This is a genomic window from Pseudomonas sp. GM25, assembly GCF_000282255.1.
GTDB classification, from domain to species: domain Bacteria; phylum Pseudomonadota; class Gammaproteobacteria; order Pseudomonadales; family Pseudomonadaceae; genus Aquipseudomonas; species Aquipseudomonas aphyarum.
The window spans coordinates 17,583-42,418 of record NZ_AKJQ01000076.1; the positions used below are offsets into that span (position 1 = coordinate 17,583).

20 protein-coding genes are annotated in these 24,836 nt (G+C 55.0%); 8 read left to right on the forward strand and 12 right to left on the reverse strand.

The genetic code is table 11. The annotated features are described in order from the left end of the window. Window positions 1–72: 72 nt before the first annotated feature. Window positions 73–4,959 (forward strand): NAD-glutamate dehydrogenase, encoded by a 4,887-nt coding sequence (locus PMI24_RS25820; RefSeq protein ID WP_007959334.1) that lies wholly within the window; start codon window positions 73–75, stop codon window positions 4,957–4,959. Between the two features lie 84 nt (window positions 4,960–5,043). Here PMI24_RS25820 and PMI24_RS25825 read toward each other — a convergent pair whose 3' ends face one another. From PMI24_RS25825 to pdxR, 5 genes are all read right to left on the reverse strand, one after another. Continuing rightward, window positions 5,044–5,589, reverse strand: coding sequence for a hypothetical protein (locus PMI24_RS25825; RefSeq protein ID WP_007959335.1), 546 nt, complete (start codon window positions 5,587–5,589; stop codon window positions 5,044–5,046). 244 nt (window positions 5,590–5,833) lie between these two features. Continuing rightward, window positions 5,834–6,547, reverse strand: coding sequence for a hypothetical protein (locus tag PMI24_RS25830; RefSeq protein WP_007959336.1), 714 nt, complete (start codon window positions 6,545–6,547; stop codon window positions 5,834–5,836). 228 nt (window positions 6,548–6,775) lie between these two features. Then, window positions 6,776–7,195 carry a cupin domain-containing protein gene (locus tag PMI24_RS25835; protein WP_007959337.1) on the reverse strand — a complete coding sequence of 140 codons (420 nt, stop codon included), beginning with the start codon at window positions 7,193–7,195 and terminating at the stop codon, window positions 6,776–6,778. A gap of 204 nt (window positions 7,196–7,399) precedes the next feature. After that, entirely contained in the window at window positions 7,400–7,693 is a 294-nt protein-coding gene (locus PMI24_RS25840; protein WP_007959339.1) for a putative quinol monooxygenase, read from the reverse strand. A 120-nt stretch (window positions 7,694–7,813) separates the two neighbouring features. Beyond that, entirely contained in the window at window positions 7,814–9,250 is a 1,437-nt protein-coding gene (pdxR, locus tag PMI24_RS25845) for a MocR-like pyridoxine biosynthesis transcription factor PdxR (protein ID WP_007959340.1), read from the reverse strand. Between the two features lie 250 nt (window positions 9,251–9,500). On the opposite strand from pdxR, the gene PMI24_RS25850 reads away from it, so the two are divergent. Next, window positions 9,501–9,941: a carboxymuconolactone decarboxylase family protein gene (locus tag PMI24_RS25850; protein WP_007959341.1), complete on the forward strand. Its 441-nt coding sequence runs from the start codon at window positions 9,501–9,503 to the stop codon at window positions 9,939–9,941. Here the strand turns inward: PMI24_RS25850 and PMI24_RS25855 are convergent, their stop codons facing one another. Then, window positions 9,942–10,286, reverse strand: coding sequence for a hypothetical protein (locus tag PMI24_RS25855; RefSeq protein WP_007959342.1), 345 nt, complete (start codon window positions 10,284–10,286; stop codon window positions 9,942–9,944). 123 nt (window positions 10,287–10,409) lie between these two features. Here PMI24_RS25855 and PMI24_RS25860 point away from each other — a divergent pair, with 123 nt between their 5' ends. The 5 genes from PMI24_RS25860 to PMI24_RS25885 all read left to right on the forward strand — a co-directional run bounded on the left by PMI24_RS25860 (window position 10,410) and on the right by PMI24_RS25885 (window position 16,596). Next, complete coding sequence (locus PMI24_RS25860; RefSeq protein ID WP_443200803.1) at window positions 10,410–11,156, forward strand: STN domain-containing protein; 747 nt, start codon at window positions 10,410–10,412, stop codon at window positions 11,154–11,156. Then, window positions 11,153–11,704, forward strand: a complete 552-nt coding sequence (locus PMI24_RS25865) for an RNA polymerase sigma factor (protein WP_007959344.1) — start codon at window positions 11,153–11,155, stop codon at window positions 11,702–11,704. Before PMI24_RS25860 ends, PMI24_RS25865 begins: the two co-directional genes overlap by 4 nt. A 33-nt stretch (window positions 11,705–11,737) precedes the next feature. Further along, on the forward strand, window positions 11,738–12,676 hold the full coding sequence (locus tag PMI24_RS25870; RefSeq protein ID WP_007959345.1) for a FecR family protein: 939 nt from the start codon (window positions 11,738–11,740) through the stop codon (window positions 12,674–12,676). A gap of 1,051 nt (window positions 12,677–13,727) precedes the next feature. After that, window positions 13,728–15,311, forward strand: a complete 1,584-nt coding sequence (locus tag PMI24_RS29450) for a TOPRIM nucleotidyl transferase/hydrolase domain-containing protein (protein ID WP_007959348.1) — start codon at window positions 13,728–13,730, stop codon at window positions 15,309–15,311. Window positions 15,312–15,537: 226 nt separating this feature from the next. Next, window positions 15,538–16,596: a hypothetical protein gene (locus PMI24_RS25885; protein WP_007959349.1), complete on the forward strand. Its 1,059-nt coding sequence runs from the start codon at window positions 15,538–15,540 to the stop codon at window positions 16,594–16,596. Between the two features lie 131 nt (window positions 16,597–16,727). Here PMI24_RS25885 and PMI24_RS25890 read toward each other — a convergent pair whose 3' ends face one another. Together PMI24_RS25890 and gspH are read right to left on the reverse strand one after the other, a co-directional pair. Next, on the reverse strand, window positions 16,728–17,336 hold the full coding sequence (locus PMI24_RS25890; RefSeq protein ID WP_007959351.1) for a prepilin-type N-terminal cleavage/methylation domain-containing protein: 609 nt from the start codon (window positions 17,334–17,336) through the stop codon (window positions 16,728–16,730). Beyond that, window positions 17,333–17,785 (reverse strand): type II secretion system minor pseudopilin GspH, encoded by a 453-nt coding sequence (gspH, locus tag PMI24_RS25895; RefSeq protein WP_007959352.1) that lies wholly within the window; start codon window positions 17,783–17,785, stop codon window positions 17,333–17,335. The genes PMI24_RS25890 and gspH overlap by 4 nt, the downstream gene beginning before the upstream one ends. Before the next feature lie 133 nt (window positions 17,786–17,918). Here gspH and PMI24_RS25900 point away from each other — a divergent pair, with 133 nt between their 5' ends. Continuing rightward, complete coding sequence (locus tag PMI24_RS25900; protein WP_007959353.1) at window positions 17,919–18,350, forward strand: type II secretion system protein N; 432 nt, start codon at window positions 17,919–17,921, stop codon at window positions 18,348–18,350. Window positions 18,351–18,494: 144 nt separating this feature from the next. On the opposite strand, the gene PMI24_RS25905 is transcribed toward PMI24_RS25900, so the two are convergent. The 4 genes from PMI24_RS25905 to PMI24_RS29075 form a co-directional block, all read right to left on the reverse strand. Continuing rightward, window positions 18,495–19,625, reverse strand: a complete 1,131-nt coding sequence (locus PMI24_RS25905; RefSeq protein WP_238553899.1) for a hypothetical protein — start codon at window positions 19,623–19,625, stop codon at window positions 18,495–18,497. 85 nt (window positions 19,626–19,710) lie between these two features. Continuing rightward, window positions 19,711–20,463, reverse strand: a complete 753-nt coding sequence (locus PMI24_RS25910; RefSeq protein WP_007959355.1) for a DUF2971 domain-containing protein — start codon at window positions 20,461–20,463, stop codon at window positions 19,711–19,713. A 282-nt stretch (window positions 20,464–20,745) separates the two neighbouring features. Continuing rightward, a complete protein-coding gene (locus tag PMI24_RS25915; RefSeq protein WP_007959358.1) occupies window positions 20,746–23,067 on the reverse strand; it encodes an ATP-binding protein in 2,322 nt (773 codons plus the stop codon). After that, entirely contained in the window at window positions 23,064–24,536 is a 1,473-nt protein-coding gene (locus PMI24_RS29075; RefSeq protein ID WP_007959360.1) for a metallophosphoesterase family protein, read from the reverse strand. Before PMI24_RS29075 ends, PMI24_RS25915 begins: the two co-directional genes overlap by 4 nt. Between the last annotated feature and the right edge of the window lie 300 nt (window positions 24,537–24,836).

The window sequence follows — 24,836 nt, forward strand, 5'->3', positions numbered from 1 at the left end:
GACGGAACGCCCCGAAAGGGGTTTTGTACGCGACGCTTTCCATCAATAACAAGCCCAAGCGGAGTACCACAGATGGCGTTCTTCACCGCAGCCAGCAAAGCCGACTTCCAGCACCAACTGCAAGCGGCACTGGCGCAGCACATCAGTGAACAGGCACTGCCACAAGTGGCGCTGTTCGCTGAACAATTCTTCGGCATCATTTCCCTGGACGAGCTGACCCAACGTCGCCTCTCCGACCTCGCTGGCTGTACTCTTTCTGCGTGGCGCCTGCTTGAGCGCTTCGATCACGCGCAACCACAAGTGCGCGTCTACAACCCCGATTACGAACGTCACGGCTGGCAGTCGACCCACACCGCGGTCGAAGTGCTGCACCATGACTTGCCGTTCCTGGTGGACTCGGTGCGTACCGAGCTGAACCGTCGCGGCTACAGCATCCACACCCTGCAGACCACCGTGCTGAGCGTGCGTCGTGGCAGCAAGGGCGAGTTGCTGGAAATCCTGCCAAAAGGTTCGACCGGCGAAGGCGTGCTGCACGAGTCGCTGATGTATCTGGAAATCGACCGCTGCGCCAACGCGGCCGAACTGAATGTGCTGACCAAGGAACTGGAGCAGGTTCTGGGTGAAGTCCGCGTCGCGGTCGCCGATTTCGAGCCGATGAAGGCCAAGGTGCAGGAAATCCTCACCAAGCTCGATAACAGCGCATTCGCCGTCGATGCCGACGAAAAGAACGAAATCAAGAGCTTCCTGGAATGGCTGGTGGGCAACCACTTCACCTTCCTCGGCTACGAAGAATTCACCGTCACCGATGAGCCGGATGGCGGCCACATCAAGTACGACCAGAATTCCTTCCTCGGCCTGACCAAACTGCTGCGCACCGGCATGACCTATGACGAGCTGCGCATCGAAGACTACGCCGTGAATTACCTGCGCGAACCGACGCTGCTGTCGTTCGCCAAAGCCGCGCACCCGAGCCGCGTACACCGTCCGGCCTACCCGGACTACGTGTCGATCCGCGAACTCGACGCCGACGGCAAAGTGATCAAGGAACACCGCTTCATGGGCCTGTACACCTCGTCGGTGTATGGCGAAAGCGTGCGTGTCATCCCGTTCATCCGCCGCAAGGTCGAGGAAATCGAGCGTCGCTCGGGCTTCCAGGCCAAGGCTCACTTGGGCAAGGAACTGGCGCAGGTTCTGGAAGTGCTGCCGCGTGACGACCTGTTCCAGACCCCGGTCGACGAACTGTTCAGCACCGTGATGTCGATCGTGCAGATCCAGGAACGCAACAAGATCCGCGTGTTCCTGCGCAAAGACCCGTACGGTCGTTTCTGCTACTGCCTGGCCTACGTGCCGCGCGACATCTACTCCACCGAAGTTCGCCAGAAAATCCAGCAAGTGCTGATGGAGCGCCTGAAGGCTTCCGACTGCGAATTCTGGACCTTCTTCTCCGAGTCCGTGCTGGCTCGCGTGCAACTGATCCTGCGCGTCGACCCGAAAAACCGCATCGACATCGACCCGCTGCAACTGGAAAACGAAGTGATCCAGGCCTGCCGCAGCTGGCAGGACGACTACGCCGCCCTGACCGTCGAAACCTTCGGCGAAGCCAACGGCACCAACGTGCTGGCCGACTTCCCGAAAGGCTTCCCGGCCGGTTACCGCGAGCGTTTCGCAGCGCATTCGGCCGTGGTCGACATGCAGCACCTGCTCAACCTGAGCGAGAAGAAGCCGCTGGCCATGAGCTTCTACCAGCCGCTGGCTTCCGGCCCGCGCGAGCTGCACTGCAAGCTGTATCACGCCGATACCCCGCTGGCACTGTCCGACGTACTGCCGATCCTGGAAAACCTCGGTCTGCGCGTGCTGGGTGAATTCCCGTACCGTCTGCGTCACACCAACGGCCGCGAGTTCTGGATCCACGACTTCGCGTTCACCGCCGCCGAAGGCCTGGACCTGGACATCCAGCAACTCAACGACACCCTGCAGGACGCGTTCGTCCACATCGTCCGTGGCGATGCCGAGAACGATGCGTTCAACCGTCTGGTGCTGACCGCCGGCCTGCCATGGCGCGACGTTGCGCTGCTGCGTGCCTACGCCCGCTACCTGAAGCAGATCCGCCTGGGCTTCGACCTCGGCTACATTGCCAGCACCCTGAACAACCACACCGACATCGCTCGCGAACTGACCCGGTTGTTCAAGACCCGTTTCTACCTGGCCCGCAAGCTCGGCAGCGATGATCTGGACGACAAGCAACAACGTCTGGAACAGGCGATCCTGACCGCGCTGGACGACGTTCAAGTTCTCAACGAAGACCGCATCCTGCGTCGTTATCTGGACCTGATCAAAGCGACCCTGCGGACCAACTTCTATCAGACCGACGCCAACGGCCAGAACAAGTCGTACTTCAGCTTCAAGTTCAACCCGCACTTGATCCCTGAGCTGCCGAAACCGGTTCCGAAGTTCGAAATTTTCGTTTACTCGCCACGCGTCGAAGGCGTGCACCTGCGCTTCGGCAACGTCGCTCGCGGCGGCCTGCGCTGGTCCGACCGTGAAGAAGACTTCCGTACCGAAGTCCTCGGCCTGGTAAAAGCCCAGCAAGTGAAGAACTCGGTCATCGTGCCAGTGGGCGCGAAGGGCGGCTTCCTGCCGCGTCGCCTGCCACTGGGCGGCAGCCGTGACGAGATCGCGGCCGAGGGCATCGCCTGCTACCGCATCTTCATCTCGGGCCTGCTGGACATCACCGACAACCTGAAGGACGGCAAACTGGTACCGCCGGCCAACGTCGTGCGTCATGACGACGATGACCCGTACCTGGTGGTCGCGGCGGACAAGGGCACTGCAACCTTCTCCGACATCGCCAACGGCATCGCCATCGACTACGGCTTCTGGCTGGGTGACGCGTTCGCGTCCGGTGGTTCGGCCGGTTACGACCACAAGAAAATGGGCATCACCGCCAAGGGCGCGTGGGTTGGCGTTCAGCGCCACTTCCGCGAGCGCGGCATCAATGTCCAGGAAGACAGCATCACGGTGGTCGGCGTGGGCGACATGGCCGGTGACGTGTTCGGTAACGGCCTGTTGATGTCCGACAAGCTGCAACTGGTTGCCGCGTTCAACCACCTGCACATCTTCATCGACCCGAACCCGAACCCTGCCACCAGCTTCGTCGAGCGTCAGCGCATGTTCGACCTGCCGCGTTCGGCGTGGTCCGACTACGACACCAGCATCATGTCCGAAGGCGGCGGCATCTTCTCGCGCAGCGCGAAGAGCATCGCCATCTCGCCACAGATGAAAGAGCGCTTCGACATCCAGGCCGACAAGCTGACCCCGACCGAACTGCTGAACGCCTTGCTCAAGGCGCCGGTGGATCTGCTGTGGAACGGCGGTATCGGTACTTACGTCAAAGCCAGCACCGAAAGCCACGCCGATGTCGGCGACAAGGCCAACGATGCACTGCGCGTGAACGGCAACGAACTGCGCTGCAAAGTGGTGGGCGAGGGCGGTAACCTCGGCATGACCCAACTGGGTCGTGTGGAATTCGGTCTCAATGGCGGCGGTTCCAACACCGACTTCATCGACAACGCCGGTGGCGTGGACTGCTCCGACCACGAAGTGAACATCAAGATCCTGCTGAACGAAGTGGTTCAGGCCGGCGACATGACCGACAAGCAACGCAACCAGTTGCTGGCGAGCATGACCGACGAAGTCGGTGGTCTGGTGCTGGGCAACAACTACAAGCAGACTCAGGCCCTGTCTCTGGCGGCCCGCCGCGCTTATGCGCGCATCGCCGAGTACAAACGTCTGATGGGAGACCTGGAAGGCCGTGGCAAGCTGGATCGCGCCATCGAGTTCCTGCCGACCGAAGAGCAACTGGCCGAACGCGTTGCCGAAGGCCATGGCCTGACCCGTCCAGAGCTGTCGGTGCTGATCTCGTACAGCAAGATCGACCTCAAGGAGCAGCTGCTGGGCTCCCTGGTGCCGGACGACGACTACCTGACCCGCGACATGGAAACGGCGTTCCCGCCGACCCTGGTCAGCAAATTCTCCGAAGCCATGCGTCGTCACCGCCTGAAGCGCGAGATCGTCAGCACCCAGATCGCCAACGATCTGGTCAACCACATGGGCATCACCTTCGTTCAGCGACTCAAAGAGTCCACCGGCATGACCCCGGCGAACGTGGCGGGCGCTTATGTGATCGTGCGCGACATCTTCCACCTCCCGCACTGGTTCCGTCAGATCGAAGCGCTGGACTATCAGGTTTCCGCTGACGTGCAACTGGAGCTGATGGACGAGCTGATGCGTCTGGGCCGTCGCGCCACGCGCTGGTTCCTGCGTGCCCGCCGCAACGAGCAGAACGCTGCCCGTGACGTCGCGCATTTCGGTCCGCACCTGAAGGAGCTGGGCCTGAAGCTGGACGAGCTGCTGAGCGGCGAAATCCGCGAAAACTGGCAAGAGCGTTATCAGGCGTACGTCGCCGCCGGTGTTCCGGAATTGCTGGCGCGTATGGTGGCAGGCACTACCCACCTCTACACGCTGCTGCCGATCATCGAAGCGGCCGACGTGACCGGTCAGGACCCAGCCGAAGTGGCCAAGGCATACTTCGCCGTGGGCAGCGCGCTGGACATCACCTGGTACATTTCGCAGATCAGCGCCTTGCCGGTTGAAAACAACTGGCAAGCCCTGGCCCGCGAAGCGTTCCGCGACGACGTCGACTGGCAGCAACGCGCGATCACCATCGCCGTGCTGCAAGCGGGCGGCGGTGATTCGGACGTGGAAACCCGTCTGGCACTGTGGATGAAGCAGAACGACGCCATGATCGAACGCTGGCGCGCCATGCTGGTGGAAATCCGTGCCGCCAGCGGCACCGACTACGCCATGTACGCGGTGGCCAACCGCGAGCTGAACGACGTGGCGCTGAGCGGTCAGGCAGTTGTGCCTGCTGCAGCGACTGCGGAGCTTGAGCTTGCTTGAGTAGCCGTTGAATGAAAAAGCCCCGCTCTCGAAAGAGGCGGGGCTTTTTATTTATGGCGGGTTTATGCGCGGGTCTGCGAGATATCAATCCTCGTCAATCAAATCCTCGTACGTGTCCGGCGTAGCGCCGGGGTAATCAACATTCCTTTGCAGGATTTCGAGGTTGAACTTCAGGGTTGTACCTGCGCGCTCACTGAAATATTGAGCGTTGCTATTGGACTGGATGATTCCGGCATTTCGGGCTTTCAGGTAAATATTTGCGCTGTTTGTGCCCAGGTCATCAAGTGTGATGATTCTTTTGTTGTCATCCAGCAAGTTGAAGGAGGTTGTTTTTCCGCCAGCACCCGGCATGGCGCTGAGCTTCCCGGTAGCGCCTTTGCTGATGTAGTGAGCAAAGTAACCATGACCGCGAATCTCGATGTTGTAGTAATCCTCGTAACATGCGAAGTAGGCAATGAACTTGGGGTAGGTTCGTGTCGGTCCAGCCGGGTGGCGCGGTTGGGACGGCAGCGTGGTGAGGACATTGGCTTCGCTGGCAGGGTAGCTTTCATTCAGCAGATTCCGGAAAGTCAAACGGCTGCCGTTATATTCCAGGTGTGCGTAAAACGATCTTTTTTGATTCAGGCTCATAATGATCTTCCATGATGTCGAGTGGGTCTTGCGTGGTGTGGCGACTAATCTAATTGAGGTTTTTTCAGATGGAAGTCTACAAGCGTTGCGAGGTATTGCTGTGTGAGGGACATGACGGCTGAGGGCAGTTTTAAAGCGGGTTTGAATGTTGTTTTATACTTCTATTTTAATATGTGTATTTCGAAGTAATACCTCTCCCTGGCGATCTCCTTTCCGGGAGATGCCAGGGATCAAAGGGGGGCTGTCAGTGCAGGTTTTGCCCCTGCTCGTGATCAAGCATCGACACGTTACCTGCCGACCTGGTCAATAAATTACTGAGCGACTGGTCAAATTTCTGCAGCGCCCGAACTTGTACGTTCTGCTGTTCATTGATATCCGCCACGATATCTTCCGAACGTTTGTAATCCGCCCACAACGGACTCAGCGCTCTGGCGTCCGTCCCTTGGGCCGTGCCGATATAGTTGAACTTCCCGTCATAAAAGTCCGCACTCACATCCGCCTTGACGTCCGAACTGCGCGACGTAATCAACTGGCTGTGAGTGTCGACGATCGCCACCACATCCGGACTGGCCGCCCGCAGGCTCTGCATGTCCGGGTACACCGTCACCGAGCCGAACTGACGTTGCAGCGAAGCTTTCACCCAATCCACCGCCATGTCCGGTTTCGAGGTGGCGACGTAGGCATCGTGGATCGGCTGCACCAGCAGGCTCTGGCCGAAACCGGTGCCGGCGTTGGCCTGGTAGTTGCGCAGGTAGTCGCGGTTGGTCTGGGTGCTCGGGCTGTAAATCACGCCCAGCGACACGCCAGGGCCAGCCTTGACGGTGGTCATATGGCTGCGGCCAACCGGGTGGGGCAGCAAGGTGTCGAGCGACGATACCGCTTTGGGCGCGGTGGGGACCGAGCAGGCCGTCAGTGTCAGCAGTGAAAGGAACAGAGTGCTGGCGAACGCAGGTTTCATGGTGTTTCTCCCGTGAAACAACTTCAGTCGGAAAGTTTAAGTTGCCACTCTTCGCGGCAGTTGAATCAGACTAAACCTGTGGCGGTTTTATGAAACGACCAATCAGTGAAGTTATCAGGAGACCAATAGTTTGATTTGCTGTAAGCCGCGCAGGTTAATTGCGACCAGTATTAAAAACGCCCAAATCGACGATTTGAGCGTTTTTATTTATGGCTGACGTAACAGCAATCAGTTTTCCAGAGGGATCAACACTTTCTCATCGGGCGACAGCACCATGAATACCAGTAACTTGGCCGGTTTGCTCTTGCTGGCGTTTTTCGAGATCAAATGCTCGGAACCGGCCGGCTCGTACCAGTATTGGCCCTTCTTGTAGGTGACCGGTTGTTCACCTTTGACCTGGGAAACGATCTCGCCTTCGAGCACGTAGGCCATGGCCGTGCCGTCGTGTTTGTGGGCGATCGAGGACTGGCCGGGTTTGTAATCGACTTCGATCATCATGGCTTTTTTGCCGGGGACGTTTTTCAGCATCTGATCCTGCAGCACCGAGATTTTCTCGGACGGGGAATCGGTGCCGTGGGCCAGTGCCGAAGCGCTGATGGTAAGGGCCAGAGCGGCGAACGGGGCGGCAAGCAAGTGCAGGACTTTCATGGTGATCACCTGATCAAGTGGGGGAGTCGGTAATCACAGTAGTCCGCGTGCCGGGGTATTCAAACGGCCAATATTCGGGAAGTTCGGGTGACCAATCTGGGGGATTTCAGCGCATTCAAATACGCCATCGCGAGCAGGCTCGCTCCCACATTCAACCGTATTCAAATGTGGGAGCGAGCCTGCTCGCGATGGGGGTCTTTAAGGTCAAACGATCGGAAAGGAGTTGAAATCCACGCTATTGGCCAGACGACTGTCGATCAAGTCAATAAACCCCTGAGCTTCCGGGCGATTGAAATGCGCCTGCATCGCCGCTTCCGACTGCCAGCGGGCGCTGACCGTCCAGCGGTGGCTGTCCTCGGGGCAGCGGTCGACCATGTAGGAATCGCAGCCCGGCGTTTCGCGCAGGGTTTCGACGATCTTCTGCAACTGCTTGCCCAGCTCCTCCGATCGGCCGGCTGCAGCCTGCACCTGTACGGTGTTGATCACTTCGTTGGACATTGCTCACACTCCTGAATCAGGCCGGACGAATCCTGCTCATTGAGGGATAACGCTTGTGCAGGATAGGCCTGCACCCCCGGATCACCAATAACCAATCGGCGGTTAATCGTTTAGTCCAATCTAACCAACAACCTGTTGCAGAATGTCGCGCAGGCGGTCGAGCGCAATGTCGATGTCCAGCGTCTCGATGGCGCCGAAACCGAAGTACATCCCGCTTTTGGCCGGCTGCTGGTAATAGAAGCCGTCGATGGCGTACAGCCCGACTTCGACCTTTTTCGCCAGTTCGATCACCAGCGGCAAATCGATCGGCACCTTGCAGAACACCGCCATGTGAAACCCCGCGCTGGGCGGAACGGCCTCCAGCCACGGCGACAGATCGGTGGCCATGCGCGCCAGGATCCGCTCGCGGCGCTGGGCATAAATGGTGTGGCAGCGGCGGATGTGCTTGAGCAGGCAACCCTCGGCGATGAACTTGGCCAGCGCCCATTGAGGCAGGGTGGAAGCGTGCAGATCGGTGAGCTGCTTGGCGCGGATCACCGCTTCAAGGATCGCCGGCGGCAGGATCGCGTAGCCGAGCCGCAGCTCCGGCAGCAGGGTTTTCGAGAAGGTGCCGACGTAGGCGACGATGCCGCGCTGATCGAGCTTGTGCAGCGAATCGGTCGGGCGGCCCTCGTAGCGGAACTCGCTGTCATAGTCGTCCTCGATGATGATCGCGCCCAGCTCATGGGCCCGTTCGAGCAGGGCTTCGCGCCGCGCCTGGCTCATCGGCATGCCCAGCGGAAACTGGTGTGATGGCGTCACGTAGATCAGCCGCGTGCCCTCGGGAATCCGCTCGACCTGAATGCCCTCGGCATCCACCGGCACGCCGACCACCGTCGCCCCGTGAGTGCCGAACAGCAGCCGCGCCGGCGGGTAACCGGGATCTTCCATCGCCACCAGACTGCCGGGGCGAATCAGAACCCGGGTGATCAAATCCAGCGCCTGTTGCGCGCCGTTGCACACCACGATGTCCTCGTCCTGACAATTCACGCCACGGGAAAACGCGATGTGCCGGGCAATCGCATTGCGCAGCGCCGGCAGGCCCTCCGGCACGCTGTAGAAACCTTTGGAATTGGCCATCTGCCGCAGCGCATGAGAGACGCAGCGGCGCCAGTCATCCTGGGGAAACTGGCCCTTGCTGGTGGCGCCGCCGATGAAGTCATAGCGCAGCGAACCCTCGAGCGTCGGATGCCGCAGGAACACCGGCAGATTGCGCCAGCTCTCGATGACCTCGGAACTGGCCAGTTCGGAATGGCTTTGCTTGCGCTGCACCGGCGTCGAGCGGGCGTTGACGTACGTGCCTTTGCCGATCACGCCAGTGAGGAAATTCTCGTAGGTGAGCTGCGCGTAAGTGTCGGAAATGGTCTTGCGCGAAATGCCCAGTTGCTCGGCGAGCAAACGGCTGGGCGGCAACTGCGTGCCGGCGGCCAGACGCCCGGATTCAATGGCGCCGCGCAGTTGCTGGTACAACTGACCGGCCAGGTCCTTGCGGCCGTTGATCACGACATGAAGTTCCATACCGAGGGGGCTCTCCGGGCGATTGAGTGTGCCGGCCAGATTACTCCCGAATGCGGTATCGGCAGAAGTTGCGTAGTGCAAATCCCCCGAATTGGTCACTTACCCTTGTGGGAGCGAGCAAGCCCGCTCCCACAGTTATTGTGTTTGGCGCGGGACTAGTGGTCTGCCGTTTTTTCGTGGAATTGGGGCTGTAACGTTGCCGCACCAGCGCTTACCGTGAAATCACTCTTCTGCTGCCCGAGGCCCGCCCATGTCCCCGCGTCTGGATTACTACAGCGCTTCACCCAAAGCCATGAAAGCGATGATTGCCCTGGAAGCGCTGACCAGCAGCCTGAGCATTGAGCCGCCGCTGCTGCACCTGATCAAGATCCGCGCCTCGCAACTCAACGGCTGCGCGTTCTGCACCGACATGCATTCGGTGGAAGCGCGGCGGGCAGGGGAAACGGATCGACGGCTGTACGCCATCGCGGTCTGGCGCGACAGCGGCTTCTTCAACCTGCGCGAGCGTGCGGCGCTGGCCTGGACCGAGGCCGTGACGCTGCTGGCGGATAGCCGGGTGCCCGACGATGTTTACCAGCAGGCGCGGGAGCAGTTCAACGAGACGGAACTGGTGGACCTGACCATGGCCGTCAGCACCATCAACAGCTGGAATCGCCTGGCAGTGAGCTTCCGCCAAATCCCCAGCGACTGATCACTTGCCCAGCAGCGGTGAAGCGCCGGTATTCACCGGCGGCCGTTGCGGTTTCACCGACGTGCCAAACTTGTTGCCCATCCGCGTTGCGGTGGCCGCCGGCGTCGCCAGCCCCACTTGATTCGGCGGGCGCTTGTTGACCGGCACATTCATCGCTCCCTGATTCTTCTGCGCAGCCGCCGCGCCGTCGGGGTTGTTACCCATCTGCTGGCTCAGGCAATCGTAATTCGGCGCCTTGTAGCCACCCACCGTCACCTCGATGCAGCCCAGCGGTTCCTCCGCGTGCGCACCGCCCAACACCGTCAGCAACAACCCGCCGAAGACGACTTTCCAGACTGATTTCATGCCTGCCTCCTGGCCGGCCCGAAGGGGCCGCTCTAGCTCAAGAGTCTAGTGCAACGGCGGCGTCGATCCCGTGATGGTTTTTTTGCAGTGGCCGTCACACCAGATTCATAAACAGCCCTCAGGATGACGGTTTTCAGGGATACATCAGCCGTGCAGCGAGGCCGTGCCAGGGAGGATGTTGTGCGCTCAGCGCTCGTGCGCCAGCTCTGTCTGGGGCTGCTGCTTGGCTTGTTTCTGAGCCGTGCCGGCGCCGACCCGATGCCGGCGACGATGCGCATGACGCTGCACATCCCGGCCCAGGAACTGGCCCGCGCCCTCGATCAGTTCAGCCGCGCCACCGGCATGGCGGTGCTGGTCGACAGCCAGTTGAGTCGCGGTCGACGCTCGTTGGCGGTGGATGGCGAATTCACCGCCGCCGAAGCGTTGCGCCGGATGCTCGGCGGCAGCGGGTTGATGGCCAAGTACAGCCGCGACGACGCGTTCACCTTGCAAGTGGCGCAGGTCGAGGAAGTGCCGTTGCCGGCGGAGAAACCCACCCCCGCCAGCGCAGCCGTCAACCGCAGTTACGCCACGGCAGTGCAGGCCGCGATTGAACGCAACCTGTGCCGTTCGCCGCTGACCCGGCCCGGCAGTTTTCGCGCGGTGTTGCAGTTGTGGATCGGCCGCGACGGCGTGGTGCAGCACAACCGGTTGCTCACCTCGACCGGCGATGTTCGGCGCGATGCCGCGCTGGTGGACAGTTTTCACACGCTCAAGATCGACCGGCCCACACCCGGCGCATTGCGCCAGCCAGTCACGTTGCTGTTGTTACCCGAATCGTCAGGAAAGCGCATGGAATGCACACAATGGGAAGGAGTTTCCGGGGGATGAAAGACGCCGGACAAAGTTCGATGGTCCAGCTGTTCCTGACGTCCTATGAGGACTTTCGGGTGCGCCTGCGACGCCGTCTCGGCTCGGAGGACCTGGCCAACGACGTGCTGCACGAAACCTACCTGCGGGTCGACCGCATGGAAGCACCGCCGAACCTGCTGCGGCCCAACGCCTACCTCTATCGCATGGCCCTCAACATTGCCGCCGACCGCCGTCAGGCCGATGCGCGACTGCTCACCGGCAGCGAAGTCGAAGAACTGCTGCAAGTCAGCGACGAAACGCTGGACCCGATGCGCGTGGTCGGCGGCCAAAAGGAAATCCAGTCCCTGCTCAGCGCCCTCTACGAACTGCCGGCCCGGCGCCGCCGGATCTTCATCGCCGCACGCCTGGAAGAAGCGCCACACCTGGAAATCTCCCAGCGTTTCGGCATCTCCACGCGCATGGTCGAGAAGGAAATCAAGGCTGCCCTCGGACACTGCGCGGCCAAACTGGAAAGAAAAGTGTTTCAACGGTTCGGTCGCGGGGCCGGAAAACCGTCTAGTGAATGAAGCTCCCGATCAACCCGTCGAGTACCTGCGCGTTTGAACATCTTCCGTCTGACACCTGCCGAGCCCACGCCTGCCGAGCGTCTGCAAAGCGAAGCCCGCGACTGGCTGATCCTGCTGACCTCCGGCCGCGCCACGGTTGCCGACGCCCGAGCGCTGCGCCAGTGGTGCGCCCAAAGCCCCGAACACGCGCGCGCCTTTGAAGAGTGCAAGGCCTTGTGGCACCTGCTGCAACCGGCGGCCGAAGCGACTCAGGCGCCACGACGGTTTGGACGCCGGGCGTTTCTCGGCGGCGCGATTGCCGCGTCGGCGGCGTTCCTGCTGGTGCGCGGCACGATCCCGGGCGGGTTCTCCGGGCTTGGCGCCGATTACATCACCGAAGTCGGCCAGCAACGTCGGGTCGAACCGGCCGATGGCTTGAGCCTTGAACTGAACACCCAGACCCGCATCAATCAGCGTTCGGTGGACGAGGGCGTGCAAGGCTTTGAACTGGTCAGCGGCGAAGTCGAAGTGCAGACCGCGCGGTTGCCAATGGCGATGCAGGCCGGTGGTGGTTGGTTGCGGGCGAGCAGGGCGTGGTTCAACCTGCGTAACCTCGATCAACAGGTGTGCGTGACGTGCCTGGATGGCGCGGTGGATGTGGAAGTTGAAGGCCGCAGCCTGCGCCTGGAACCAGGGCAGCAATTGACCTACGACGCGCAACAGGTTGGCACCGTGCAAAGCGTCGACACGGCGGCGGTCACCAACTGGCGCCAACAGGTCCTGGTGTTCAACGGCACGACCCTCAGCCAGATGATCGACGAGATCAACCGCTACCGCCCAGGCATGTTGCTGTTGCTCAACCGCGAACTCGGCCAACGCCGCGTACAGGCGCGTTTCTCCCTCGACCAACTGGCCGGCGTAGGCGCGCTGATCCGCGATGCCTACGGCGTCAAATGCACCGAGTTGCCGGGCGGTGTAGTCGTTCTCAGCTAATGTAAATACCAACTCCCCGTGGAAGCGGGCTTGCTCGCGAAGGCTTTTATACACTCATACCATCATCAGCGATCCCCCCTTTTTTCGGGCAGGTGAACTCACCTAATAGACTCGTGGTTGTGGTGCAGCAGGTTACATCTCGAGGGAGGCAGTGCTGAGCCAGGGGGCTTCCGTATGTCCATCACCCGGGCGGGGAAATGAGGTCAACAGCGCACTGGTCGCTGGTTTGAAGATGATCGTCAGATTCTAACCCGGCGTATAAAGAAGCCCGGCTTAGTGTCGGGCTTCTTTACACGGCTATAAGGTTATTTCAAGACAGCTTCAGAGCAGCGAATTGAAAGAGAAAAGTAACGGCCAGGCTTGTAAATACAAGGGCTCTATCCCAGAAGGACTTCGCAGATCTAGCCGAAAGCGTGCATAAAAAAATCCCCAAGATGGCCCCAATGCTGCCGAGCGCCAGGGCACGGTCAGCGTACTTAGCGATTACAATGCAACTCAGTAATGAAAAAACTCCGAGAATGAAGAGGACTTTGTTACTGAAAAATCTGGTGAGCTGGTCGGAATCCTTGTCCATGTTTTGGCCTGCTGTGAACGATGAGCGAATGAGAACTCAGGCTGGTGTAGCCTGATTGTGACTGATGACAAATTATCAGCTGCTGCCTATGATGTCACTATGATGTTATTTCTGTCTAGGTTTGAAGCGTGAGTTGTGTGAGTAAAGGCAGGGATACAACGTCCGAGCGTGCGAGCCGCAGTATCTGGGGGCCACATATACCAGATGGGCCAGGATTGATCGCTACGAGGTTATCCGCGAATTCGCTTAAGACTTCAGTCTAGGATTTCTCGAGTCCTCTGCAATCATCTAGCATGACCTCGGCATTATCAAGGTCAGGTTATTGCTTATCTCTGCAAGCCCGGGGCGTACTTTTAGCGCATTTGAGTGCTAAAGATGACTGAGCTTTAAATTCCATTTTGTCGCGGTTGGTAGTGAATCGCTAACTTTTGGTGTGGTAACGTGGGCTGGTTTTGAATATTTTATAAGGACGAAATTATGGGTGTTAGGTTAGATGAAAGGGATTTGGATGCTTTATCAGATTTCATGCCATTAGAGGGTATTCTAAATACTATCGAGAAGACTCTGAAGTGTTTGAATATGCATAGTTTTGATCATCTTATGGACTCGATGATGCAATTTGGGTCGATGGTAGATGATGCGCCTATAAATCTTGTTCCGACAGATAAATTTCTAGTCTATAAAAGACTTTGGTCTCAGATACTGCGTCGACTGTATGAAAAATATCTTCCGGGCGTAGAGTATGAGTTTGTTTGGAAGTTAGAAGTTACTCCATATTCTTTAATGCTTTGTGCTATTGCGGAAGATAATGTAGCGGCGAGTGCGTTTGGTGCTATTGAAGAATATTTGAATGTTTCCTACTCTGATATTGAAAGTAATTACGAGCTTGTGTTGGAGTATCTCAATTTCGATAGAATTGGTCTCGCAGGTGGGCTTAAGGGAATTCTGCCGACTGAATTGACTCCGGCAACTCGAACAGAGCAACTAAATTTAATTTTTCGTTTAATGAATTTTCCACCTGTAGACGAGTTGGCGGTATTCTTGCAGTTGTACAGGGCGGTCTCGATACAGCAATTAGGCGAAGTGAGCTCAGCATTCACTAATCGCAAAATCACACCAGATGCTGTTCGGCTTGACTTAAATGGCGCTCTCTCTCAAACATATTATTGCCTGGACCACGGCATATTTCGAGAACTCGGTTTAGAAGGATTGGAGAAAAAGCTAAATGACGATCGCTTTACTAAGGATTTTGCATATATTCGAGAGCAGGCTAAGTTGTATCCTCATCATTTAGTTGATTCTTTTATTTGCCCCTGCTGTGGGGTTGATCAGGAAATGAGGCTTCCAGAAGAAATTGCTCAATATATGTTGCTTTTGCAAAAGCGGGAGCTAGTCAGAAAGCTGGGGCTGCTATTTTTTGATAAGTATTTCACCAGTTATAAGCAAAGATTAGTAGAGGGTATCGGTAAATTTGTTACAGATCTAAACTCGGTGAAAAGTCCTCGTTGTTTGATATTGGTTGAGGGTGATACTGAAGAAATATCGATCCCAATAATTGCGTTGCGACTTGGTATTATTTTCGCCGAGCATGGAATTAAGGTTTATAACTCAACCACAAAGCAAAAATTGTCTGCTGACTTTTTCAGTAATATGCGGAAATTTCCACATATGAAGCTGGTCTGTCTTTTGGACTCAGATGCAAAAAAAGAACGGGAAGAAATTGCTCGAAAAGTCAAGGGAAACAAAAATAAGTACCACTTGACTTACATAGGTCGTGGCGCTTTTGAGGATTTATTTGACTTCAAGTCTTCAATAAAGGTCCTCAATGAAATCTACCCGGAAGGAGAAGAAATATTTCTAGATGATTTTGATCCATCTAAAACATTTGATAAAAATGCTGATCGTATTCTTCATGAAAAAAAGAAGGCGAAATTTAATAAGGTGGAGTTTGCCAGCAAAATATCTTTCTCGATAGAGAAGGATAATATCCCTAGTGAGATTATAGAGGTGATTGAGTCTGCTGTTAGGCTAGCTAAAAAGAAAAACTTCCTAGATGAGTAGCAATTTATAAAGGGCATTCTATGGAGTGCCTCGGCGGCTGAGTTGTTAATACCAAGGAACTGTTCGTAATATAACGTGCGCTCATTTTGGCGAAGTGCCCCAGCGTTACATATGTTAATTGCTCTCTAGACATGGCGGTGTGTCAAAGTGCTACCATTGCGACATTTGGGGGGCATTGATTCTTTCGAAGATCTGGTGGCCCCCTAGGCGAACGAGGGAGAGAGTGGTGCAGGTCATTACAGTGAACGCTCGGCTTCGTAAAGGCATTCGATCTTTTCAAAGGGTTCTGATCGATCAGGCAGAGCCTCGCGGGAAAGAAGTGTGGGCGTTTCCGAGTGGAGATAGAGCACCTTGCCTTACCTATGCTTTGGAAACCGATCTCGGGGAAATGCTGTTCGCTATTCCTCCGCCTTGGGATGGGAGACAAGCACACCTGTTCAAGTTGGGTTTTCAGGGCGGCACACTTTCTCCCGATGCTGAGATCAACATTCCTGACGGCCTCAACCGCAAAGTTTCAGGGGTTTTGATAGCTGCTTCTGACGGCGAAACTCTAATCGGTCATCGCGGCACCTTCACGGCATTCCGTGGCCGGGTGCCACGCACCGATGCGTTCGAGCACTTTCAGGATTGGTTGATAGAGGTAGCAGACGACGGTCGGAACGCAGACGTAATCGCTGTGTCCTCAACAAACTCCCCGAGTATCGCGAATGACATTGCTGAGTTCCTATTCAAGGTGAAGCGGCTCAAGGAGCAAAGAAAGGCGGAGCTTGGATATTATGCCGAGAACTCCGATCCGGCCCCTGACGACGAAGAATTGGACGCTAAGTGGCGGGAGCAGAAAGAGTTTGAGGGCAGCAAGTCCTATACTCCTGGCCAAGACAAATGCGAATACCAGTATCTACACGGACCTCTCTGTAATGCCCTCCATCGCAAGCTGGATGACCTCGTTAAGGAAAATTCCGATCTCAAAGTTGGCAAGAACCGTGTCGATTTGGCGCTTGTTAGCAGAGCTACAGAAAAGGCCAAAGTGATTTTTGAGGTCAAAACCAGCAGCGCCATGTCAGCACAGCTCTACGCTGGATTTGGCCAGCTTGCCTACTACCGGCATCGTTTCGGAGATGCTGATACCAAGCTCATCCTCGTGCTGCCGGCGAGCACAGCATCAGATTTTGCAGAAGCGGATTTCTTCAAACAGGCCAACATTCAGGTGTTGTTTGGTGAGGGCGGTCTTTTTCAGAATTCTGACGGTCAAAGCTTGGAAGAAGTGCTGGGCGGCATCCTGTAATCGCCTGCGACGCTGGTCAGTCCATGAAGGTCAGCTCGGTCTGCATCTCCCCGTCAGCGCAATGACATCTCCAAGTCTAAGGGCGTGAGGGATCCAAGCCCGCCAACACGGGGTTGTGCGGTGATACTGGTTTATTGCAGTGGACCAATCACTTGACGGTATTTCTCGGGCCCCTGGAGTGTTTGGCGGGTAAGGCATATCTCCAACCCCAACGGATCCTCCCGCCGATTCCCGCTCAACTGCCGCCACCCCTTGTCCATCTCCCAAACCCGCACCTGCAAATCACTCACCTCACCCAAAACCGCCACCCCAGCCGTAGGCGCCGGCAACGGATACCGACTACGCGCCGGCGCCACCGCGCGATACAACGTGTCCCCCTTGAGCCACCAGCGCACCCGCTGCAAAGCCCCCGGCTGATCCGCCGCGCTACGAATGATGTCCAACCGGAACCCCTTGCTGTCGCTGCTGCGCACCGTAAGCGCAGGCGGGGCCGTCGCCGGTTCATCCTCCGTGCCGACCTTCTTCGGCTCCGTCAGCTCGACCCCCGCGCGCATCTCCACATCCCGCTGCATCTGATTCAACGCCCGCAACAGGCTGTCGCTTTGCTCACCACTGGCCTGCAAATGGCTGTCGGCGCGGGTGACACTGTCCAGCCCCTTCCAGGCAATCAGACTGACCACCGCCATCAACAGAATTGCGACCATCACCTCGATCAGCGTAAAACCTTGTTGTCTGTTCATTGCACGCTAATCCGGCCCGAAGCATCGCGCAGCACACTCAACCGATTGAGCCCGTCAGACAGCGTCAACTGCAGCGGCGGATTGATCCACTCCGCGTTGAGCACCACCTTCTGCTTCGGCTCCACCCGCACCTCCAGCTTCGGACTCTGCCAGGGACGCGGCCGCAACTGCGGGTCCCGATCGAAATGATCAAAGCCCTTGCCACTGTCACTGCGCCGACTGAACCGAAACCCCTTGCCATCGCTCAACCACGCAATCGGCCGGCCATCGGCGCGGGCCTCGGCCTGAGCAATCTGCAGCAACTGCGCCACGCGCTCGGCGTCCTTGCGCAGCAACTGCAACGGATCGGGCTTGATACTCAGACTGATCGCCGCACTGGCGATGCCGATGATCACCAGCACCACCATCAACTCGATCAGCGTAAAACCCTGCTGCCTGCTCCGGTTCATCGAATGCGCACTCCCTTGCGTCCAGCCCCGTCCCAAAAAACCATCCTGCACGGCCAACATGTAAGGCGTGTGAAATAAAACCGTGAGAATTGCCGCGTAGTCTGGTCACCGGGACTAAAAGGAGATTCAGCCCATGAGATTCACCGCACGCTTTTCACCCCCCCAAATCATCCAGGCCGCCGCACTGCTGGCCGCCCTGGTCGGCATCGCCACCTGGTCATCCCTGCTCCTGACCACCGCCGAATCCCACACCCCAGCGGCCACCCCGCAATTGCTCGCGGCGCGCAGCGATAATCCGGCGTTGCAGTGGTTTTCCAACCGCACGGCGCCGGTGGAGATCAAGGTCAGCGGCGTGATGGCGGGGAGTCGGGGGGCGGTGGCGATACTCAGCCTCAACGACGGGCCGCCGAGGAGTTTTTTGCAGGGGGAGCGGGTGAGTCCTGGGGTGAAGTTGGTGGCGGTGGAGGGGGATGGGGTGGTGATTGAGCAGGGTGGGGAGAGGGTGAGGTTGGGGGTGGAGAAGTTGGGGGAGGGGGTGGAGATGCCTAGGTTGGTTAGGCCGTGATTTTGTGGGAAGGGGGAGGTAGTTATTTCGCGTTTCAGCCGGGTCGGAGCCCACTCCTCATTAACCGTTTTTGATCCAAACAAGCATTCATTAATGTCCATGTCTAAGGGGAGTATCCAAGTTCTTAGCAGGCTAATTATTGGGTTATTTAATACGTGAGTAGTACTTGCCACTCAGTACGTCCCGTACCTGTCTGTAATTCGCACCGACCAGATTTGCAATGAGATCTGGATCGAATCCCCATTCGTTCCCGTATTGGCGGATAGAAAGAATTTGATCCCGGTTCAAGGTGTTACTACGCTTGAATATAATCTGCTCGTAAAATTGATCATCAGCCCACCTATCTTTTACCCATGGAGCGAGGCGTGGGCGAGATTCGCCAAGCAGATATTTCGACGTAGCTTTGTCCCGTTCGTCGATGGAAGATTCTGTTCGGTTAAGAAGGCCAAGCTTGTGAAGAAACTGAAATCCTGCAAATCCGCCCGGAATCATGTTTAGGCCTTTTGGGTAAAGAGTGCGCTCGACCATTTTTTCCTCGATCTGCATAGCTTCCTCGTAGGAGAGATTTACATACTGCAACTCAGATAGAAGGATGGCACCTTTTCTCACTAACTCAAAATTTCCCAACCCGGATTGCAAAAGACTGTCGCAGTTGAAAACTTTGCGAAGGGAAGTGTGAAATATTAGTTCGCTACCGGTTAGTGCATCGCGCTGATGTTCTTTGTATCTGGTTTGCCAGTTTCGAGAAGTAAGACCTATGTAGCTGGCTGGCTCGAACTGTAGCTCTGCGAAATCCATGGCCGAAATATTGTGCTCATAAATCATATGGCCACTTTCAACATTGCCCCAGCCCTTCAACACGCACTGTATTGGTACAGAGAAAATACGCCGCGATTGAACATATGCACCCGGCGTTGAACCGTCCCCGTTTTCAGGTGGTTTACCTGAAATCCTCTCGAAATAGCACATTAGCGTGGGTGCTTGCGGCGTGCCGTGCGTGCTTGCTTCCCACGAGTAGAAACACTGGTCTGGTTCTACCTGCTCATCGAAAATTATCAATCGGAATATGATTAATAGATCCTGTTTTCTACCAGCTTTCAAACGCTCCCAGGACTTTTGGCCGTGCCGAGTTCGTTTGTTTATTTTTATTAGTTCGGTTAGGCAGTTTTTTGTTCCGCCATGCATGCCAGCGTTGATCTCCCCAAGTGAAGCTTCAAGTTGGAGAAGACTTGTGCTTGGAATGGGAAGTAGTGCCAGTATGTTTTTTTTTGTCAAGGCATCTACGAATCAAAAAAACACCGTTAGCTGACTCTTTAAAGTTAGGGGGACGTGCTACGTCCGCCGCCAGAAGGTGCGAAACTCATTTGCTTGATGTTTTCTTCGCTTGTATTTCGAATGTCAAGTTTTCTGGTAACCGGTATAGCAAAGATCGCTTGATTTCTCCTTGGAACGCTGTTTGTTGGCGAATATTGTGTTCAATAATTTTGAATGCCTCATGTGGAACTCTGGGGTCTATCATGATCTGAGTGATAAAATTATGAGGCTCGATGTCATACTTAAATAATTCGATATTTCCGGCGCCCTCCGACCAATCGCAAAACATCAGTCGAATTTCATTTTCATGTCTGAAGGCTCGCCGCTTTAGCAGGAGAGAGTTAAAAAGCTTGCCAAATGTTATTTCACCATGCTGGGTGAAAGAGTCTTTTGCTCTTTTGACAAGTTCTGCTTCTCTTAGATATTCAACTTTGCCAATGCAGTGTTCGCAATTTTTTCTATCGATAGTAGCTATGCAAAGGCTGTCCAGTAGCTTGTCAATGGTGGTTCGAATTCTGACGCCATCTTTTTGTGAAGAGTAAATTCTCCACATGGCATCGGATGAATTCTCTAATGTCCAACATTGTCCATATATGCGATTGTGGATGTCATACTTGATTTGTCGCCCCGCTTCATCTTTCAGTGTTGATTTTAAAACAAAATTTTCGAAGGTGTCCTCCCAGAGGGAGGGCTTAACTAAAGTGTTTTTTCTTGTTGAAAATAATTCTATAAGTCGATCGTATGAAATGGTCCGGTAAATGTACTGCTTCAATTCTGTATCGTCTAAGTTAAGGTGCATTTCAAATCCCTTTGGTGAGCATTATTTTACTATGTGACAATCAGTACTGTGTTTTGTATCGCCGAAGTCTTTCTTAGTAAGTTATCGCCTATTTTGTATGTTGCTACCATTTAACAGTAGGTCTATTGCAGCCATTCTTGCAGTCAGTAGGTGCTCTTTTGTTGTTAGTGGCTGACCGAGAGGCAAAATCGAATATTGGTTATTAAAGAAGTGAGTACGCTAAAGGCGGAGAGCAAATGAAGATAGCCGCCCAGCGAAAGCTGGGCGCAGGAAGTCTTGCGTCTATTTTCCATCTACGCGAAGGAGATCACATCTCACCTCGAAGCGTTTTCTCTCACCTCCTGTCGGAATAAAGCTGCTTTCAATTTCCTCAGGAACCGGAATGTATATCGCGTTTTTCAATACCATCGTCGATGTTTGATAAGCTTTGCCGCCGGAGTGTTGGGAGATTGAGTCGCGTGTCTGCAGGTCATAATACAAACCGAACTCACCAGAATGATGTAGAAAAATAAAGAGGACTTTTTGACCGCCCCAAACTATCGATGTTTTGTGCGGCTGCCAGAAGAAATCACCCATCTCGCTCCTTGCCTTTTCAGTAAGCGCTATGAAACAACGGTATCCACGAAACGCTGGTTGATCACTAGGTATCGTAAGTAATTTCATAGAACTCGAAACGTCGGTTCGCATGATGGCTGGCAGTGCGTCTAGAGAGGCACTATCGTCCTCGCTGGTATTGCGCGTGGCCTCTTCGTTTCGAACTACGTCTGGCACAACATCTGTAACGTTGCCGGCAGTTCCAGAGTCGACAACTTGTACCGAACTACGAACGGCGGACTTGGAGCGAGTCACCGCTTCGCTAAGCGAAATTCTTCCCTCTGCGTAATCGCTCCAGATAACCGACAAATTTGATGTGTCGGTTTCTTCATATTCGAAAATTTCTCGTGGTTTACGTATAGCTCTCAGAAACGCTTCAGCCCCTTGTCGAGTACTGCTTGGCACCTTGTCTGCAACTTTTGGGAAAATAGCGTTGCGAACAAAATCTTTAACCATACTTCCGAATGCGCCATACTCAGTGTTGTAAAGTCCAAGAATGGTAGCCATAGCTGCGCCGGAAGGATCTAGCACAATATTTGTGATCTCTGGCTTAGACTCCACAAGTATTGTCAGTCCATGAGAAATTGTTCCGAAGGTGACATGAGGGTTATGTAGAAAGTAGTCGGTTTCCATAATTGTCTGAATGCGAAATGCTAATGCACTCTGGGCATTGCTCCACTCTTTTTCCGAGATGGTTTTATCAACCCTCGGTGCATTATCGACAGCATGCACTTTGCAATGTAGCTTTAAGTAATTTAACTCACATTGCTTACGTGGGTTATTCCTCGCGAGAATCAGCAGTGGTCTGTCTTCCGATGAGTAGCTTGCTATGATTGTTTGGTCTGCACCATCATACATTGGCATAGGAACGCTAGCGGTCCGTGCTTTAATCTCTTCTAGTGGCGCGCGCTCTCCTGGCTGCATTGAGATTTTTAGCTGTCCGCAAAGTTCATATCGTTTGTGCGCGCACACCCATTGCATGAACGGAGTGCTGGAATCCGCCTCTGGCCGGGTCGACATCAGGAGGGAGATGTACTGATCAAGATCCGAAATGACATTCTGCAACAACTGCATACTGTCTGTAGTGAGCGCTTCCCGCCCTGCGGTAGGTTGGAAGCTCTGCATATCTGCTACCCCACCAAATTGGTAACTGGAGCCGACAGAAACTGTAGCGAGTCCAAAGCCACTACGAAAAGTTCTGATAGTAGCTACACCGCTACGTAACATGAGTCGCCCCATGAGTGGCATGCCATTCCACTTCAAGTTAGTTACATAAAGACCAATGTCAGCGTTGTTTGAAAGCTTGATCGAAATGTCAGCGGAAAATCGCGAGCTAATGGATTCTTTGGTTCGATCATCTGACCAAGCTATGCTAACAGGTGGAACTAAATCGCTCAGTTGCTGACCGCTCAGGCACTCGCCGTTCACCTTGACCGGTGTATCTAAAAGTGAGACGAATTCGGCAACGTATGCCTTTACCTTGTTGACGTCCAGCGGAGTGCCCGGGAGGATGCTCGCAATAATTTCAGTGCCAGGCTGACCGGTTGGAGGAAGTTGTTCTGTTGCGATGCAGTCTTGATTGAACACGAGCTCGTCACGCTTTGCGATGCATTTTGTTCGTTCCCCGGTTATTGCGCTTTCAGTTGTAACTTCTAGGGTGTCGGCAATACCAAAATTTGCCATTGCGCCAATGCCGAACGTTCCAACTACACCTGCTTGACGAGCTTCTTCTGTGTTTTTGCTGCTACTACCGGCTTGCCAAAAATGACGCTCAAGGTCTCCCTGAGTCATTCCGATACCGTTGTCGCGGACAACCACGCGTTGCGGGGTAACTTCAATTTCGATGAGTGGTTGATAATCTGAGTCTCGGTGCTTGCGAAGTAACGTTGCATCAAACGCGTTTTGTGTATTTTCACGCAATAGAGCAAGCGGAGACTGGTAAATCTGCTTGGCGAGAAGTTCTAATACACGCGACGTATCGACCGCGAACGGGATGAATGCCGTGCTCATTTGCTTTTCCCCATCATTTTTTGAAAATTCAGTTTCACCCAGAGACTCTCTAGGATGCTCCCATCAACTTCAAACTCAGCAGCCCCAGTCAATAACTCCTCTGCATCTTTTAGCCTACCCCCTAAGAGAAACGCACCAAACAACTCAACGAACTCGCCAACACTTTTAGGAGGGGACAAGAGAGGTATCAGCTTATCGGTTTGAGAGCTTACCCTCGCTGCCTCAATGAACAACGTTCTTGCGTGGCCGGTGATATCCCGTCCAAGAGACTCCAAAAGCTGAACAGCCTCAACTGCATTTCCGCTGTAGAGCCCTTCCTCTGCTCTAAGTATTATTGAGTCCACAAATTTTCGGTTATCAAGCGGTTCCGCTCCCGCTCGACCTGCCGGCAAGAGCCAATGCAACTCGGAAAAACCGTCAACGCGAAAAGCACCTCGACCACATCTCCCAAAATGGTTTCCTTGAGTCATTTCCCGAACATGAATGCGCGCGCTGGTGTAAGCATCGTCAATCACAACAACGTTATATTCGCGGTTCGTTCCGCGAGGAAGCTCATTAGCGCCGGCGCAAAGTGATCCTGTGCTGGAAATTGCCATTGAAAGCTCTTCCGGGAGGTGGATCGAATATGCGGCAGCGTCCGCTTGATGCTGATGGCCATGAAATCCTAACCGAAATCCGTTTCCGACCATTTCTTGAACTGTTTCGATATCCATATAGTCGTCACCATGCGGTGGTCCCTGAAAACTATGATGCCAAGCAGCAAGACGCAAAATTGGCTGTTGCGGCAAGTCTCTTATGGCTAGCGAGCATGCCCCTAACACACTACGTTCAATAGCTCCTTGTCGGCAAAAGCAATCGTTTCCATGCACTGATTCGAGGGCCGCCACGACGATTCGCCCGCCGTCGAGTTCAAATAGGTTATAGCCACGCCTACGATCAATTGGATATTTTAGATTTGCACCGGAATAGAACCTATCCACAAACTGCCAGTAGGCGTCAAGACGACCTTGGTAGCTACCCGGATCCGAAATTTTGAAAATTGTTCTAGTCTTCCAGTCCCAACGTAGATTGCTCGAAGCACGAAATAACTCTGCGTGTGCTGCGACCGGTGGGTCTTCAGGTACAAGCTGCGTCATTGCATCGCGAGCAGTGTTCCAGCAAACATCGTGGTTGCCTGGAACAATCACAATGCGGCTACGATCTCCATCGAAGAAGCGTTCGGCCAGCGCGCAGAGGAAATCGTAGGCAACAGCGTACTGCCTCGCTAGTTCATTTGCATAGTCCGGTGTACCAAGCTTGACACCTTGAATAATGTCCCCACTGACAATCGCTGCGTCAGGTTTGGGTACCATTGGTGTTTCGATAAGATATCGGTCTTGATCCGCCAACAACGCCCCTAGAAGGGATGAGTTTTCAATTGGATCATGCGATGACCTATGCAGGTCAGAAATGTGAAGGAGAGTGAACAAGCTATCCTCGAAAATTTCAGGGCCGATTAGTCGATCTGGCTAATAATTTTTGTCGACTAAGACGGTGACAAAAAATGCTCGGCTCCTATTGGATTCCGATTTCCAGTGTTATGACAGCAGTGGCGCGGCACACAGGTGTGTACCTTTGTAAGTTGCTATAGGTCAAGCTCGCGACCGAAACCTACCACCGAAGCGGACCATTCAATCTACCGCTGTCCAGTCCGCACCGCAAACTGAAAGGGTAAGCTATGAGCAAATCCGTTAGTTATCCCTTACGGAAGCTCGGCTGAATGGCAGTGC